This is a genomic window from Aeromonas ichthyocola (assembly GCF_046087985.1).
Taxonomy (GTDB): Bacteria; Pseudomonadota; Gammaproteobacteria; order Enterobacterales; family Aeromonadaceae; genus Aeromonas; species Aeromonas rivipollensis.
Genome location: NZ_JBJSWH010000003.1, coordinates 507,332 through 523,975 on the forward strand (window position 1 = coordinate 507,332; position 16,644 = coordinate 523,975).

11 protein-coding genes and 1 pseudogene are annotated in these 16,644 nt (G+C 65.1%); 7 read left to right on the forward strand and 5 right to left on the reverse strand.

Going from position 1 to position 16,644, the window contains the following annotated elements; genetic code table 11:
* Nucleotides 1-274 precede the first annotated feature (274 nt).
* From pbpG to ACF2JD_RS11185, 4 genes are all read left to right on the forward strand, one after another.
* On the forward strand, nucleotides 275-1,195 hold the full coding sequence (pbpG, locus tag ACF2JD_RS11170) for a D-alanyl-D-alanine endopeptidase (RefSeq protein WP_106886631.1): 921 nt from the start codon (nucleotides 275-277) through the stop codon (nucleotides 1,193-1,195).
* A 161-nt stretch (nucleotides 1,196-1,356) separates the two neighbouring features.
* Nucleotides 1,357-1,497, forward strand: a complete 141-nt coding sequence (locus tag ACF2JD_RS11175; protein WP_234678041.1) for a DUF2256 domain-containing protein — start codon at nucleotides 1,357-1,359, stop codon at nucleotides 1,495-1,497.
* A complete protein-coding gene (locus tag ACF2JD_RS11180) occupies nucleotides 1,497-3,017 on the forward strand; it encodes a cryptochrome/photolyase family protein (protein WP_440987425.1) in 1,521 nt (506 codons plus the stop codon). The genes ACF2JD_RS11175 and ACF2JD_RS11180 overlap by 1 nt, the downstream gene beginning before the upstream one ends.
* Nucleotides 3,018-3,170: 153 nt before the next feature.
* Nucleotides 3,171-4,424 carry a D-amino acid dehydrogenase gene (locus ACF2JD_RS11185; protein ID WP_440987426.1) on the forward strand — a complete coding sequence of 418 codons (1,254 nt, stop codon included), beginning with the start codon at nucleotides 3,171-3,173 and terminating at the stop codon, nucleotides 4,422-4,424.
* 69 nt (nucleotides 4,425-4,493) lie between these two features.
* Here the strand turns inward: ACF2JD_RS11185 and ACF2JD_RS11190 are convergent, their stop codons facing one another.
* Nucleotides 4,494-5,192, reverse strand: coding sequence for a TetR family transcriptional regulator (locus ACF2JD_RS11190; protein ID WP_440987427.1), 699 nt, complete (start codon nucleotides 5,190-5,192; stop codon nucleotides 4,494-4,496).
* A gap of 183 nt (nucleotides 5,193-5,375) precedes the next feature.
* On the opposite strand from ACF2JD_RS11190, the gene ACF2JD_RS11195 reads away from it, so the two are divergent.
* The gene (locus tag ACF2JD_RS11195) at nucleotides 5,376-7,307 is read left to right on the forward strand and encodes an amidohydrolase family protein (protein ID WP_440987428.1); all 1,932 of its coding nucleotides are present in this window, start codon (nucleotides 5,376-5,378) and stop codon (nucleotides 7,305-7,307) included.
* A 30-nt stretch (nucleotides 7,308-7,337) separates the two neighbouring features.
* Here ACF2JD_RS11195 and ACF2JD_RS11200 read toward each other — a convergent pair whose 3' ends face one another.
* A complete protein-coding gene (locus ACF2JD_RS11200) occupies nucleotides 7,338-8,459 on the reverse strand; it encodes an HPP family protein (RefSeq protein ID WP_440987429.1) in 1,122 nt (373 codons plus the stop codon).
* Between the two features lie 210 nt (nucleotides 8,460-8,669).
* Here ACF2JD_RS11200 and ACF2JD_RS11205 point away from each other — a divergent pair, with 210 nt between their 5' ends.
* A complete protein-coding gene (locus ACF2JD_RS11205) occupies nucleotides 8,670-9,788 on the forward strand; it encodes a glycosyltransferase family 9 protein (RefSeq protein WP_440987430.1) in 1,119 nt (372 codons plus the stop codon).
* A 100-nt stretch (nucleotides 9,789-9,888) separates the two neighbouring features.
* Here ACF2JD_RS11205 and metE read toward each other — a convergent pair whose 3' ends face one another.
* On the reverse strand, nucleotides 9,889-12,168 hold the full coding sequence (gene metE / locus ACF2JD_RS11210) for a 5-methyltetrahydropteroyltriglutamate--homocysteine S-methyltransferase (RefSeq protein ID WP_440987431.1): 2,280 nt from the start codon (nucleotides 12,166-12,168) through the stop codon (nucleotides 9,889-9,891).
* Between the two features lie 208 nt (nucleotides 12,169-12,376).
* Here metE and ACF2JD_RS11215 point away from each other — a divergent pair.
* A pseudogene (locus ACF2JD_RS11215) lies at nucleotides 12,377-13,265 on the forward strand (LysR substrate-binding domain-containing protein).
* Between the two features lie 70 nt (nucleotides 13,266-13,335).
* Here ACF2JD_RS11215 and ACF2JD_RS11220 read toward each other — a convergent pair.
* Complete coding sequence (locus ACF2JD_RS11220; protein ID WP_440987522.1) at nucleotides 13,336-14,121, reverse strand: siderophore ferric iron reductase; 786 nt, start codon at nucleotides 14,119-14,121, stop codon at nucleotides 13,336-13,338.
* A gap of 65 nt (nucleotides 14,122-14,186) precedes the next feature.
* Nucleotides 14,187-16,331: a TonB-dependent siderophore receptor gene (locus ACF2JD_RS11225; RefSeq protein WP_440987432.1), complete on the reverse strand. Its 2,145-nt coding sequence runs from the start codon at nucleotides 16,329-16,331 to the stop codon at nucleotides 14,187-14,189.
* Nucleotides 16,332-16,644: the final 313 nt, after the last annotated feature.

Consider the following 16,644-nt stretch of genomic DNA (forward strand, 5'->3'; position numbering starts at 1 on the left):
GGCCCAATGCCGCCCCGGAAGGCGCAAAAAGAGTAGCAATGATTGGTCAGAAAGGGCATATAGTGCGCCCCATGACGGGCTGAACCAGGCCAACGTGCGTGCCATGCATGGCTCATTATGAATCCCGTGAGAGGGCGCTATAGCCGTGAAATCGGTTATTTCAAGGTGAGCCATCCCATAAAATGGAAATATCGGGCCGTCAGACGTTGTGAAGCGTCAATTACCGTCATATAACTTAGCCAAATGTCCCTGTCAGTCGTAGTAGAGCCAAACCATGAACCTTCGTCCTTTTCTTCCCCTGCTGCTCGGCGCCTTCCTCCTTCCCGCCAGCATGGAAAGCGCCCATGCCAACCCGTTTTCTGCGACCTCCTCCTCCACCAACAGCCTGATGGCACCACGCACCAATCTCGCCCTGGGATCCGATGCCTTCGTGGTCGCCAACCCCAGAACCGGGGAGATCCTGGCTGAACGCAACGCCAACCGGGTGATGGCAATCGCCTCCATCACCAAGCTGATGACGGCACTGGTGGTGCTGGATGGCAACCAGCGCCTCAACGAGATGCTCACCGTCACCATGGACGATGTGGACAGGATCAAGGGCACAGGTTCCCGCCTGGCCATAGGTTCCCGCCTCAGCCGCGCCGACATGCTGCACATCGCCCTGATGTCGTCGGAAAACCGGGCCGCCTCGGCCCTGGCGAGACACTACCCCGGCGGTCGCCGCGCCTTTATCGAGGCGATGAACGCCAAGGCCCGCATGCTCGGCATGTGGAGCACCCATTTCGCCGACAGCACAGGGCTCAACCCGCGCAACGTCTCCAGCGCCCACGATCTTGCTAAGCTGGTGGCCAGCGCCTCCAGTTACCCGCTGATCCGTCAGTACTCCACCACAGAGCACAGACTGGTGCGCAACGGCAAACGCCAGATGCAGTACCACAACTCCAACCGCCTGGTGCGGGAAGGAAGCTGGCCCATCATGGTCTCCAAGACCGGCTACATCCGCGAAGCGGGTCGCTGCCTGGTGATGGACACCCGGGTCAACAATGAGCCCGTGGTCATGGTGCTGCTTCACGCCAATACCACGGATGAGCGGGTGGCCGACGCCAAGAAGATCAGAACCTGGCTGGAAACCTCGGGCCGCATGACCCTGACCGCCCAGTCCACGCCCCCCGCCAAGCTGTTCAGCAACCAGTAACGGTCACAGAAGGCCCCCGCACCGACAGGTGCGGGGGCCTTCTCATTGCGCCTCTCCCCTCGCAAGCCGGAACGACCTCTTTCCCGTCCCACTGTGATCCCATCCTGGTTGCGCTTCGTTATGCAGGCAGAGATCGGTCAACCCAGTGAACGAGGCGGAACATGCACCTCAAACCCCATCTACCCGAGAAAGTCTGCCCCGTCTGCCTGCGTCCTTTTGCCTGGCGGCGCAAGTGGGCCCGCTGCTGGCAGGAGGTGCGCTACTGCAGCGAACGCTGCCGCCGTCATAAGGAGCACTCCTGATGGAGCTGCGCCTCATCCTAGGAGACCAACTGAACGCCGGTCACAGCTGGTTTCGCACGCCGGATCCCGCGGTCTGCTACCTGATGACGGAGCTGCGCCAGGAGACGGACTACTGCCGCCACCATCGCCAGAAGGTGCTGGCCTTCTTTGCCGCCATGCGCGCCTTCGCCTCCGCCCTCACCAAGGCGGGCCACCGGGTCTGCTACCTGACTCTGGATGAGAGCGCCCCCTGGCCCGATCTGCCCAGCTTGCTGGCGGCCCAGATCGCCCACCATCAAGCCGAACGCTTTGCCTGGCAGAGCCCGGACGAGTGGCGCCTTGCCAGCCAGTTGAAAACCTGGGCAGCGGGCCTGCCCATCCCGACCGCCGAGGTGGAGAGCGAGCATTTTCTCACCCCCCGGGATGGCTGGCGGCACTACCCCCACAGCCGGATGGAGTTCTTCTACCGCGCCCTGCGAAAGCAGTACAAGGTGCTGCTCGATGAAAATGGCCAGCCCCTTGGCGGGCGCTGGAACTTTGACAGCGAGAACCGCGCCAGACTGCCGGAGCGCCAGCCCATACCGGCAACCCTCACCTTTGCCAACGAGGTGAGCGACATCGATGCCATGCTGACCCGCCACGGCGTCGCCACCATTGGCACTGCGGATGCCAGCGCTCTGCCCTGGCCCGTCTCCCGGCGCCAGAGCCGAGCGCTGCTTGAACACTTCCTTGCACACTGCCTACCCCACTTCGGCCGCTATCAGGACGCCCTGAGCGAGCGGGGCTGGAGCCTGTTCCACAGCCGCCTGTCGTTTTCGATGAACAGCAAGATGCTCCATCCCCTCGAGGTGATCCGTGCCGCCGAGTCCCACTGGCAGGCCAATCAGGCCACCATCACCCTGGCACAGGTGGAGGGCTTCATTCGCCAGATCCTCGGCTGGCGCGAGTTTGTCCGCGCCCTCTACTGGGAAAAGATGCCGGACTATGGTCGCGTCAATGCCCTGGGGGCCGAGCGCCCCCTGCCCGGTTTCTTCTGGAGCGGGCAGACCCGGATGGCCTGCGTGCGCCACGCGATCCAGCAGTCCCTTGATCACGCCTATGCCCACCATATCCAGCGGCTGATGGTGACCGGCAATTTTGCCCTGCTGGCGGGGATCCATCCGGATGAGGTGGATGCCTGGTATCTGGGCATCTATGTGGATGCCATCGAGTGGGTGGAGCAGCCCAACACCCGCGGCATGAGCCAGTTTGCCGATGGCGGCCTGATGGGCAGCAAGCCCTACGCCAGCAGCGGCGCCTACCTGGAGCGGATGGGCCACTACTGCAAGGGGTGCCACTACGAGGTGAAGGAGCGCAGTGGGCCGGACAGTTGCCCGTTCAACAGCCTCTACTGGCACTTTTTATGGCGCCATCGGGAGAGGCTCGGTAGCCACCCCCGCCTCGCCCTGCCCTATGCCAACTGGGATGGTCAGCCAACCTCCCGGCAACAGGCAATCCTGGCGACGGCGGAGCACCATCTGCTCCACCTGGAGCGGCTCTGAATCGACCGGATTTCATGCCAAAAAGTGAGAATATGACAACATTGAGAACCAGTTAACAAAATGTGAATGGTGATAATCACCAATGATAACGACACCAGTTGAATATCCTGTGGCGGCTGATTAAGGTGGAGGCCCCAGTCAAGGAGAGACAAGATGGACATAGTGGTACTCGGTGGTGGCGTGGTCGGTGTGACCAGCGCCTGGTATCTGGCCAAAGCCGGTCACAAGGTGACCCTGCTGGAGCGGCGCGACGGGGTGGCCCTTGAAACCAGCCATGCCAATGCGGGTCAGATCTCCCCGGGTTATGCCTCCCCCTGGGCTGCCCCCGGCATTCCCCTCAAGGCCGCCAAATGGCTGCTGCAAAAACACGCCCCCTTCACGGTGCGCCCCACCTCGGATCCCTTCCAGCTGCGCTGGATGCTGAAGATGTTCGCCAACTGCACCCCGGCAGCCTATGCGGTCAACAAGGGGCGCATGGTGCGCCTGGCCGAATACAGCCGCGACTGCATGAAGCTTTTGCGCGACGAGCTGGCGCTGGATTACGAAGGGCGCCAGCTCGGCACCCTGCAACTGTTCCGAAGCCAGGCCCAGCGCGATGCCAGCCAGCGCGACATCGAAGTGCTGGAAGAGTATGGCGTCCCCTACCAGTCCCTCGATGCCAGCGGCTGTGAAGAGGTGGAGCCCGCCTTGGCGCGGGTGCGCGGCAAGGTAGTGGGGGGCCTGCGCCTGCCGGGAGACGAGACGGGGGACTGCTTCCGCTTCACCCAGGCCCTGGCTGACGAGGCACGGCGGCTCGGGGTGGAGTTCGTCTTCAACTGCGCCATCGACGAGGTCGAGCTCGCCCAGGGGCGCGCCGTGGCGGTCCGTGCCGGCGAGCAGCGCTTCAAGGCCGACGCCATCGTCTGCGCCCTGGGCAGCTATGGCACCGGCTTCTTGCGCCCACTCGGGATAGAGCTACCCGTCTACCCGGTCAAGGGCTACTCCCTCACCCTGCCGATGACGGACGCCGCTGGCGCCCCGCGCAGCACAGTGCTGGATGAAACCTACAAGGTCGCCATCACCCGCTTCGATGAGCGGATCCGGGTCGGCGGCATGGCAGAGCTCAGCGGCTTCAATCTGGCGCTCAACCCCAGACGCCACGACACCCTGGCCATGGTGGTGAGGGACCTCTTCCCCCAGGGGGGGGATCTGGAGCAGGCCAGCTTCTGGACCGGGCTGCGCCCCATGACCCCGGACGGCACGCCCCTGGTGGGGCCAAGCCCCATCCCCGGGCTCTGGCTCAACACAGGCCACGGCACCCTGGGCTGGACCATGGCGGCAGGCTCGGGCCAACTACTCAGCGACCTCATCTCGGGCAGCGCTCCGGCCATCAGCGACGAGGGGCTGACCCTGGCCCGCTACGGCTAGCCCCCTGGGCGCAATGCCAGATGCAAGAGAGGGAGTGCCTGGCACTCCCTCTCTTTATTCGTCCCTCTTCTATTCGCCCCCCTTCGCGGCGGCTTGGCAACCCGGCGCCAGTCCCGGCATCGACTGCCAGACCCGGGCGGGATCCGGCTCCTCGATGGCCGCCATCATCAGCTGCTCGCTCCAGCGTCTATGCAGTTGCCACAGGTGCGCCCCCGCCTCCCCCTGCCCCTTGGTGCACTGCTTGGCCACGTCCGCGGTGCGGTAGAAGTAGCGCACCAGGGTGGTGAGCTCTGGCTCGGGCCAGCGGCAGCCAAAGTGGCGCAGCCGCTCGGACCAGAAGGCTACCTGTCGCCCCTCGTGCTCCTGCTCGACCCCGTGCAGGGCGGGAATGAGATCCATCGCCTGCCACAGCGCCCCATAGCCGACGAAGCGCTCATCCAGCGCCTCCAGCGCCTCGTCCAGCATCAGCAGGGTCTGCGGCAAGCTGTCGGCCTGCTCGCGGATGCTCTCCTGCGCCTCGCACACCGCCGCCAGCCAGTCCAGGGCCAACCGGCAGATGATGGCCTCCTTGTTGGGGAACAGATGGTAGAGCGACTTGATGCCCACCCCGGCGCGGGCGGCGATGGCGTTGGTGTTGAGGGCCGCAAACCCCTGCTCCTGCAACAGGGCCAGGGTGGCCTGCTCGATGCGGCTCGCCACCTCCTGGCTGCGCAGTTGCCTGGGTTGGCGCCGCATGCACAGTTTGGCCGGCAGCACATGTTGTGACATTCTCTTCCCCCGATGCGGTCTCCACCCCCAAGGGGCGACTGGTTGTCATAACTACATGATGAGACAAGGTAAACACAAGTCAAAAAAAGTGCAGCAATCACTGGCATTTTTCAGAATAGCTGCAATAACCATAAGTGCTCATATCTGCAGTAAAAACTGCAATTAACCCAAGGAGAGCGCGCTATGGATAGCAAACACCCCAATCTCAGGCTGGGCGCCATCGCCCTGCTGGTGAGCGGCCTGCTCGGCTGCCAGCAGGACAGCAGTGAGCCGCCGCCCGGCAACACCCTCTATCTCAACGGCAAGATCCACACCCAGGATGGGCAACGCAGCCAGGCCGAGGCCATGGTGGTGCAAGGGGGCAAGTTCACTTACGTGGGCTCACGCGAGGGGGCCGAGGCCTTGAAGAACAGTGCGACCCAGGTGGTGGATCTGCAAGGGAGGATGGTGCTGCCCGGCCTGCACGACAACCACATCCACCTGCTCGGCACGGTTGCGCTCGACATGTGCGATCTGGACGGCCAGAGCGTCAACCTGGATCAGCTCGCGGCCAAGGTCAGCGAGTGCCTGCCCCGCTACGCCCCGGCCCCCGGGGACTGGCTGGTGGTCAACCAGTGGTCGCCCTATGACGGCAACACCCCCACCGCCACCCATGCCACCCTGCTGGCGGCCCTGGATGCGGCGGCGCCGAACAACCCCGTGATGCTGGCCGGGGTCGACGGCCATGCCGGCGGCTACAACTCACAGGCGCTGGCGCTGGCACAGGACGAAGACGGCAATGTGGTCGGCTTCAATGCCACCACCCTGGCCCCGGGCGGCGTGTTCGAGGCCTTCATCCCCTATGTGGATCTGGCAACCGGCGTGATCCGGGACGCGGCCCGCAGCGCCATTGCAGTCCCCGACACCGGGGTGCTGAGCGCGGAGGGGGAACAGGCGGAGGCCCAGTATGACAAGATACTCCCCGCCATCTCCGAGCTGATGGCGTCCCGCGGCATCACGGGGGTGCAGGATGCCTGCGCCAACGACTTCATCCGGGAGCGGATGCTCAAGATGCAGGACCAGGATCTGCTGCACATGCGCGTCACCGCCGCCACCTGCTTCAACCAGGATGACTACAGCGGCAAGCTGGACATCGACGGGCACCTGGCCAAGGCGAACCAGGTGCGTGACGCCTTCGCAGGCAACCCCCTGATCAAGGCCGATGCGGTCAAGATCTTCCTCGACGGCGTGCTGGAGGGGGATCCCTTCACCAGCCCCCCCTTCCTGCCCAATGCCGGCATGCTGGAGAACTACCACAGTCCCCATCTGGCCCTGGATCCCGACAGCGGCGAGGTGAGCATCACAGCGGACAGCGAAGATGCGGGCAGCAACGGCATAGTCAACTACAAGGAGGCGGATCTGACGCGCTACGTCACCGCGCTGGATGGGGCCGGGTTTGGCATCCACATGCACAGCATCGGCGATCGCAGCACCCGGGTGGCCCTCGATGCCCTGGAGGCGGCCCGCGCCAGCAACGGGGAGAGCGGCATCCCCCACACCCTGGCCCACCTGCAGGTGGTGCACCCGGACGATCAGAAACGCCTCGGCGAACTTGGCCTCTACCTCACCTTCACCTATGCCTGGACCACGCCCCAGCTTGCCTACGACATGCTGGTCAGCCCCTTCATCCAGCCAACCAGGGTGGGACAGTCCCTGAGCGAAGCCATCTACGACCCCATGGGCTATCTCCATGACGCCCTCTACCCGGTCGAGAGTTCGCGCCAGGCTGGCGCCGTGCTGGTGGCGGGCAGCGACGCCCCGGTGGACAGCCGGGACCCGCGCCCGTTCGAGAACATGGCCGCCGGCATAGTGAAGGCGGCCGGCAGCGGCGACGACTTCAGGGCCAGTCAGCGCACCTCCCTTGCCGAGATGCTGGCCGCCTACACCATCAACGGCGCCAGGGCGGTCCGCCAGGGGGACATCACCGGCTCCATCGAGGCGGGCAAGTCGGCGGACTTCATCGTGCTGGACCGGGACCTGTTCGCCCTGGTCAAGGCCGGCACGCCGGAGCAGATTGCACAGACCCGGGTCGAGCAGACGGTCTTCATGGGGGAGACCGTCTACCCCAAACCCTGAACAAAACGGGCCCCGCAAGGGGCCCGCTTCTTATGGCTCGCAGGCGGGCGCCTCCTCCGCCTGCCCGGGTTGCAGGGCCAGGGTGAACAGGGCCGCCACCATGTCGGACTGGGTGATGATGCCCACCAGCCGCTCTCCTTCCACCACAGGCATGTGGTGCAAGCCCCCGTCGGAGAAGGCTTCTACCAGATCGTAGAGGGGTTGGTAGCGCCGCGCCGTCCGTACCTCCCGGGTCATCAGATCCGCCACCCGCAATTGCTCGAGCGCCTCCCACCCCCTGGGCTGGCGGCTCTCCCTGTCGATCATCAGATCATGCAGGGTGATGATGCCCGCCAATCGGTCCTCTTCGTCCACCACCGGCAGCGCCTTGATCTGATGGTGAGAGAGCAGATCCCAGGCCGCCATGGCTGAGGCCTCTGGGGAGCTGACCACCAGATCCCGCGACATCACATCCTGACAGCGCACCGTGCCCACTCGCCCCCGCAGGGCGTGTAGCTGGGCCTCCTGCAGCAACTCCTGCAGATCCTGGCGGCTGATGTCGAGCAGCTCCCCGTGCTTGTCCAGGGCAAAGTCGATGTCCTGGGTGGCGAGCCGGGCGCTCGGCTGGGGATCCGCCGTCTGGTGACGATTGGGCGCCACCTTGCCGCCATTGGGATAACGGCGCCCCAGGGCGCGGTTGTAGAGCAGCCCCAGGCTCAGCAACAGCAGGGAGTTGAGCAGCACAGGCAGCAGCACATAACCCACCCCCAGCGCCCGGATCCCCTCGCCGCCGATGACGGCGGTCAGGGCCACGGCCCCGCCGGGCGGGTGCAGGCTGCGGGTGAGGAACATGGCGGCGATGGCCAGCATCACCGCCAGGGCCGAGGCGAGGGCCATGTCCGGCACCAGGCTGGCACTCAGCACCCCCATCAGGGCCGAGACCCCGTTGCCCACCAGGATGGACCAGGGCTGGGCCAGGGGGCTCGCCGGGGCGGCAAACAGCAGCACGGCGGAGGCCCCCATGGGGGCGATCAGCCAGTGCACCTCCAGCCCCAGCCCCCACTGGCACAGCCAGGCGGTGCCCAGCAATCCGACGAAGGCGCCGAGGGCGCCGTAACAACTCTCTTTGAGGCTGGTATTGGTCGATACCGGCAAAAAATCCCTGAACTGCATCCTGCTCCCGAAGACGATAACATTTATTTCAAATGCGCAATTCTAGCCAGTAACCCCGGTCCAATACCAGCCCGCCAGGGGTTGACCACCCGGCTTATCGCCAGCTGATCCTGCCGCCACCGGCTCCACGGCACTTTTTCCTCCCTCTTAACGCGGGCTTAAGGGTCGGCTGTCACCTTGCTGCCATCCTCATGAACGGAGCCAAACGCTATGAAGACTCTCAGAGATGCCCTGCGCCGCTTCGATGGCCAGCGCCGCAGCTGGACCGCCGGGCTGGAGCGGGCCACCCTCGCCTGGCTGGCCGGACGGGGCCGCCTGCCCTCATCACCTCAGGCGCCCCGGCGGATCCTGGTCATTCGCAGCACCAACCGCATCGGCAACAACCTCTTCCTGCTGCCCTTCCTGCAGCGGCTGAGACGGGATCACCCCACAGCCGAGATCGAGCTGGTGTGCAGCGGCGGCCCCTTGCTCCCCTTTCTCGCCGATCTGCAACTGGGGGCCATCCATCGGGTCCGCTTGCAGGGCAAGCAGCTGATCGGCGCCCTGGCGGTGCTGTGGCGCCTGCGCCAGCGGCGCTATGACAGCGTTTATGTGCCCTTCGCCTCCAGCACGGATCACATGGTCGCCGCCTGGGTGCGGGCCGGCGAGAAGATCGGCTTTGACGACGCCAAGGGGGATGCCCTGTTCGATCAGCCCCTCCGCCCCGACAGTGGCTGCCACTACGCCCACCAGCCCCTGCAACTGCTCGGTCGCCATGGCAACCCGGCGGAGCAGATTGAGCTTGGCAGCGCGATTCAGGTCCCCTGCCCGCCGCTGGCCGCGTTGCGGCGGGCCCACCCGGGCCGTCCCCTCATCGGCTTCTTCACCGGCGCCCGCAAGGGCAAGGGGCTCTCCGCCACCCAGTGGCGGAGACTGCTCGGGGATCTGCGCCGCCACAGTCCCGATGCCCTGCTGATCCAGCTCGAAGATCCGGCTTCCCCCCAACCCCTGCTGGGGGATTTGCACCTATCCCTGGCCAGCATGAGCGAGCTGGCCCGCTTCACCCGTGGCCTCGCCCTCTTCGTCAGTTGCGACACAGGTCCCCTGCATCTGGCTGCCGCGAGCGGCGTGCCCTGCCTCGGCCTCTTCACCCAGACAGACCCGGCGCGCTACGGCTGCCTCGGCGCCCAGCACCTCAATCTGGTGATCGAGGATCGCAATGCCATCCCCCTCGACGGGTACTGGCTGGCCGAGGCGCTGGCGCGGGAGGTGCCATCGCAGGGGTGGCACAGGCCGCAAAGCCCAGCACCATACCCGCAAACCGGTGTCCCCCTGCTGCTTACCCCCTGAGGGGCTTAAGGCCCTCATGCAAAAAAGAGGGAAGGCCTGCGCCTTCCCTCTGTCGTTATCTCAGTGCTCTTGCGTTGTCTGCCGAGCGGTAAGAGGCAGCTCAGGCCAGTTCGGCTCGCAGCGCCCGGGTCGCATCGACCATCACCTTGAGGGCAGCCGTGGTCTCTTCCCAGCCGCGGGTCTTGAGGCCGCAGTCCGGGTTGACCCAGAGCCGCTCGGCCGGGATCTGTCTGGCCGCCTTGCGGATCAGGTCTTCAATCCAGCCCTGGCTCGGCACGTTCGGCGAGTGGATGTCGTAGACGCCCGGCCCAATCTCGTTGGGGTAGTTGAAGCGCTCGAACGCCTCGAGCAACTGCATCTGGCTGCGGCTCGTCTCTATGGTGATCACGTCCGCGTCCAGCGCCGCCACCGCCTCTATGATGAGGTTGAAGTCGCTGTAACACATGTGGGTGTGGATCTGGGTGCTGTCCACCACTGGGCTGGCGCTCAGGCGGAAGGCGCGCACCGCCCAATCCAGGTAAGCCTGATGATCCTGCTTGCGCAGGGGCAGGCCCTCGCGGATCGCCGGTTCGTCAATCTGGATGATCTTGATGCCGGCGGCTTCGAGACCTGCCACCTCGTCGCGAATGGCCAGGCCGATTTGCAGGGCGGACTGCTCGCGGCTCACGTCTTCCCGGGGGAAGGACCAGCAGAGGATGGTCACGGGCCCGGTCAGCATGCCCTTGACCGGTTTGTCGGTCAGGCTCTGAGCAAACTTGGTCCACGCCAGCGTCATGGGGGTCGGGCGGTCAATATCCCGGGTGATCACCGGCGGCTTGACGCAGCGGGAGCCATAGCTCTGCACCCAGCCGAAGCGGGTGATGGCAAAGCCGTCCAGCAGCTCGCCGAAATACTCCACCATGTCGTTGCGCTCGGCCTCGCCGTGCACCAGCACGTCCAGCCCTATGGCTTCCTGGCGTTCAATGGCGTCCTTGATCTGGGCCTGAATGCCCGCCTCGTAAGCTGCGTCGTCGATGCGACCGGCCCGCCACTCCTGGCGCAGCAACCGGATGTCGGAGGTCTGCGGGAAGGAGCCTATGGTGGTGGTGGGCAAGAGCGGCAGCTTGAGATCGGTGCGCTGGGCCTCGGCGCGCACCGGATAGGCGCTCTGGCGGTCAAAATCGCTGTTGGTGAGGCTGGCCAGACGGGACTGCACCGCACGCTTGTGGACCCGACTGTCGGACTCCCGATCCACGATGGGCTGGCTGTAGGCGCTGATCTTGTCCAGATCCCCTCCGTCCAGGTAGTCGGAGAGCAGCCCCAGCTCGTAGCACTTTTGCAGGGCGAAGGCGAACCAGCTGCGGGTCTGGGGATCCAGTTCATGCTCCAGGGTCAAGTCCACCGGGCTGTGCAGCAGGGAGCAGGAAGAGGCCACCCAGAGGCGCTCGCCGAGCTTGGCTTTCAATGCTTTCAGCGTCGGTGCCAGCTTGCCCAGGTTGGCACGCCAGACGTTGCGGCCGTTGATGACGCCAGCGGAAAGCACCCACTGGGCCGGCAGATGCGGGACCAGGGTCTCGAGCTGCTCGGGGGCCGCCACCAGATCCAGGTGCAGGCCATCCACCTTCAGGCTGGTGATGATGTCGCGCTGATGGGCCACCGAACCGAAATAGGTGGTGAGCAGCAGCTTGCAGGGACCGCTCAGGCGCTCGTAGGCGTTGAGGTAGGCCAGGCGCCACTCGTCCGGCAGGTCCAGGGCCAGGGCCGGCTCGTCAATCTGCACCCATTCCACTCCCTGGGATGCCAGTTTCGCCAGGATCTCCTGATAGACGATCAGCAGGCGGTCGAGCAGCTCGAGGCGGGAGAAGCCGCTCTCTTTCTCCTTGCCTAGCCAGAGGTAGGAGACCGGGCCCAGCAGCACCGCCTTGACCGGCAGCCCCAGCGCCTTGGCCTCTTCGACCTCTTCAAAGAGTTGGCTCCAGCCCAGCTTGAAGCGCTGGTCGCGGCTGAACTCGGGCACCAGGTAGTGATAGTTGGTGTTGAACCACTTGGTCATCTCGGCAGCGGCGGCAGCGGGGCCGGTGGGCGCACGGCCACGGGCAACACGGAACAGGGTATCGAGATCGGTGTCGCTCTTACCATCGACAACATGGCGGTGACGGGCAGGCACGGCGTCCACCAGCAAACTGGTGCCGAGCACTTGGTCGTACCAGGCGAAGTCGCCCACCGGCAGCAGGTTGACCCCGGCGGTGCGCTGGGCCTGCCAGTGGCGCTCCCGCAGGCTCTTGCCCACGGCGACCAGCTCGGCCTGGGTGGTCTCGCCGCGCCAGTAGGATTCCAGGGCAAATTTCAACTCGCGCTTGGCGCCGATACGGGGGAAGCCCAGGGTGTGTGCTCGTGTCATAGGTCCAATTCCTTATGCTCATTCATCTGATGGGAAACTGGATGATTTAGCCATCCAGATGTTTACACATCTAGAGTGACGAGATAAGGTTGCCTTGGCTATTGAATCCTCTTCAACTGGCTCTCAAGAAATCCTCAACTGACGCACAAAGGAGCAGTGCCATGGGTGTGCCCAACCATCGACCAGCCATCAGAACACCAACGCGGGCATAGATCTCAAGCACCTGAAGGACCATCAGCGCCCTGGCCGAGCAGGGTTCACTGGCGGGGGCGGCCCTCTGCCTCAACCTCACCCAGTCCGCCCTCTCCCACCAGTTGAAAGAGCTGGAGACCCGCCTCAACCTGGAGCTTTATCTGCGCAAGAGCCGCCCCCTGGTGCTGACGGCGGCCGGCCAGCATCTGCTGGCCCTGGCCCGTCAGGTGCTGCCCGCCCTGGCCCAGACCGAGCGCCAGCTGCTGGCCCTGCACAGCGGCGATGCGGGCAGGCTGCACCTGGCGCTGGATTGCCACAGCTGCATCCAGTGGCTGCTGCCGCTGTTGCCGGGCTTTCGCCGCCAGTGGCCCGGGGTGGCGCTGGAGGTGGAGTCGGTGCCCGGCTTCGATGCCATCAGCGCCCTGCTCGGTGGTCAGCTCGACTTGCTGCTCACCTCGGACGTGCAGGCCCGCGGGGATCTCCACTTCGAACCGCTGTTCGCCTTCGATCTCACCCTGGTGATGGCGCCCGATCACCCCCTCTGTCACCAGACCAAGATAACCCCGGAGGATCTCAAGCAGGAGGTGCTGCTGGTCTACCCGGTGGAGCGGGCCCGCATGGACGTGTTCAGTCGCTTCCTGCAACCCGCCGGGGTGGAACCCGCCCGCTGCAAGCCGGTGGACAACACCTCGGTCATGTTGCAGATGGCCGCCGCCGGGCTCGGTGTCGCCGCCCTGCCGCGCTGGGCCAGCGAGGAGTTCGTGCGCCAGGGCTTGCTCGAGGCGCGCGCCCTGGGCAGCGGGATCCGCCGCCATATGTACGGGGCCGTGCGGGCCGCCGATCGGGATCAGGCCTGCCTGCAGAGCCTGTTCGAGCGCATTCGCACCCAGATGGCCGAGCAGTAAAGGGCATGAAAAAGCCGCCCCTAGGGGCGGCGCTCACGCTTTCTTTTCCATGTGCCAGCTCTCTGGCGCCTCAGGATCCCTCGCCGCAGCTGGCGGCTCCCTGCCGTCTCGGGCAGTTGCCACAAAGCTCCCCATCTCCTCGCCTGTAGTGCAGGCAGCAGCGCTGGCGCACATAGCCAGGAAAAGCCTCATCCTGGGGGAGCGAGGCCGGACGCCAGCCCGCCAGATGCCCGGCGGGCAGGCCGCAGGCGGCGAGCCAGAGCGGCGCATGGGCTTGGACCACCTCTGGGCTTATCTCCCCGAAGAAATCCGGCACCCGCACCAGGGCCGCCAGCAGATCGTCCGCCAGGAGCGGGCGCACGAAGCCGGGGCGTAGCCGCTGCACCTCTCCAAGCAGTGCGAACAATTCCTGCCAGTGGGCCTGCAACCGCTCACCCGCCGTCTTGATCAGAATTTTCACCTCCCCCTTGATCATGGGCTCCGCCGGCAGGCTGAAGCCGGACACCAGCCCCTCCTGATAGCCCTGCCCCATCCGATCCAGGGCGGGCACCGCCCCCACCCGATAGACGGCAACCATGGCGAGATAGATGGACTGCCAGCAGAGCATGCCCCAGCTGCGGGTCAACCAGTAGGCCGCCCCCGCCTCCGGGTGCGTCTGCTGCCAGTGGCCATGCAGGGCAGCCGCGACCTCGTTCGGGGCGCCATGAGGGAGCGCCGTCAGCAGCGCGGAGGACTCCCCCGCCAGCCGTCCCTTGAGGGAGGGGATGAGCCCGGCCGCCGCCGCAAACAGGGCGTCGTGATCCGCCAGCAGGGTATGCTGGCTGTGCACCGCCAGGGTGCCGAGGCCGCGAGGCAGGGCGTGCTGGCGGCCATCGGGACCCGCAGAGGGGGCATGCCCCGGCGCAGGTCCGGGGCGCAAGGTCAGAATACGTATTTGAGTCGAGCCTCCACATTGCGCTCAGCCCCGAACCAGCAGTTGTTCTGGTCGTAGCAGGAGTAGTAGGTCTTGTTAAACAGGTTGCTGGCGCTAAGGGATGCCCCCACCCCCTTCAGGCTCGCGCTGAGGGCGGCGAGATCATAGGAGGCGGACATGTCCATCAGCAGATAATCCGGCACTGTGTCGGTGTTGGCGGCATCGAGCTGGGCCTCCCCCACGTAGCGCAGGCCGGCGCCGACCCGCATCCCCTCCAGGCTGCCGCCCGCCTGGTAGTTGCTCCAGAGCGAGGCCATCTGCTTGGGCACCCAGACCGGGGTCTTGCCCTGCAAGTCTGTGGTGTCGCGGGTGATCTCCATGTCCTGGCGGGTATAGCTCAGCGCCAGATCCAACCGGCTGGTGAGATCGGCGCGCCCTTCCAGCTCTATCCCCTTGGAGACGATTTCGCCGGTCTGCAGCTTGGGCCCGTAGACGTTGTCCGGATCCGTCACCAGGGCGTTCTCCTTGGTGATATGGAACGCCGAGATCGTGGCCGTCTTGCTCATGTCCTCGGAGAGGAACTTGAGCCCCCCCTCCCACTGGTGGCCGGTAGAGGGATCGAACGCCTTGCCGCTCTTGTCCGCCCCCGGTACCGGCTCGAAGCTCTCGGCATAGCTCACATAGGGCAACAAGCCGTAGTCGAGCTCGTAGAGGGCGCCGAAGCGGAAGGAGAGGTTATCCTGATCGATTTGGGCCAGGGACTGGCTGGCGGCCCCCAGGTAGAGACCGCGGCTGTCGGTGTCCATCCGGTAGCTGTCGTAGCGGGCGCCGCCTATGGCCACCAGCCGGTCGAGGCGCACCTGATCCTGCAGATAGACGCCGGTCTGGGACTGACGGATGGTCTTGCGATCCTCATAGGAGAAGGCCAGGGCATCCGGCCGGATCTGGTTGTGGTCCGGGTTGAAGATGTCGATGGCGGGGGCAGAGTAGTCGAGGGTGTCCTGATAGAGGATACGCGCATCCAGATATTGGTAATCGACCCCGAGCAACAGGTTGTGCTGGGCCGGCCCCGTCATCACCTTGCCCGCCAGCTGGTTGTCGATGACAAAGCCCTTTGACGCCTCGTCGGTCAAATAAGCGTTGCGTGCCAGGGTGCGGTTGTCCGCCGCCAGGGCCGCGTTGTAGGTGTTGCGCTGATAGGCGGAGGCATCCATGTAGCGGGCGTTTTGCAGCACCTGCCAGTTCCCGTTGAAGTCGTGGCTCAGCTTGTAGCCGAGCAGGGTCACATCCCGGTTGTACTCGTTCCAGTTCTGGTCGCCAAGGAAGGTATCGCTGCCAAGCTGCCCCAGGGGGTTGCTCTTGACCGAGCCGCTGGCCGGCACAGTGGTATAGATGCCGGCTTCGGGATCCTTCTGGTAGTAGAGGTTGAGGTTCAGCAGGGTGCGCTCGCCGAGCTGCCAGTCCAGGGAGGGCGCAAAGACGTAGCGCTCCTCCTCCGAGGTCACCGCCTGACCCTCCTTCTGGCGGGCCAGCCCCACCACACGGTAGGCGAGCTGATCGTTGATGGCCCCGGTGCTGTCGAGGGTCATCTCCTTGAGGGTGCCGGTGCCGGTCGCCACACTCACACTGTGATTGCTCTCGCGCTGCGGGCGCTTGGCGATCAGGTTGACCATGCCACCGGGCGGCATGCTGCCATAGAGCACCGAAGTCGGCCCCTTGAACACCTCCAGCTGCTCTATGGCCACGGGATCTATCTGGGGTTGCAGGTTCCACTCGTTGTACTGCAGCAAGAGGCCGTCGTAGAAGTTCTGGTAGTTGTCAAAGCCGCGGATGTTGAACAGATCCAGCCGGTTGACCGCCCCGCCGCGCAGCTCGGTATTGACCCCGGGCACGTAGCGCAGCGCCTCGCTCACCGAGCTCACGCCACGCTGTTCCAGGGTCTCGCTGTCCACTACCGAGATCGCCTGGGGCGTCTCTATGGGGTCGAGCCGGGTCTTGGTCGCGGTGTTGCGATAGGTCTGACCCAGCACCGTCAGGGTCTCGTCGGCCAGCGCCGCGTCCTGGCTGGTGGGCGCGGCGGCCAGCACAGAGCCTGCCAACAGGGTGGAGATGGTCGCGGCGACCACGGTCAATGGGGGGTGAACAAGTTGCATCTGATCCTCGACTGCCTACTGCATGTGAATAGTAACAAATATCATTTGCATTTTATTGTTCTAAATTGCCCCGGAATTAACAATTTGGGGCATGTTGGCGGGTCAGTGACAAAGAAAGGGGGAGAGAAGGGCGCCATCTGACTGCGTGGCGAATGAATTAGAGTGCAGGGGAAGCCAAATGGAGAGGGTACTGCCCGGGGCGGGTCTGGATGCGCTTTCACCGGGGTGGCCTCAAGGCCCCCTGCCCTGCTGGCCGAACCGGGCCGGATCAGCCCTCGCATCCGGCCTTCATTTTAGAGTTTTTGCTCTTTTT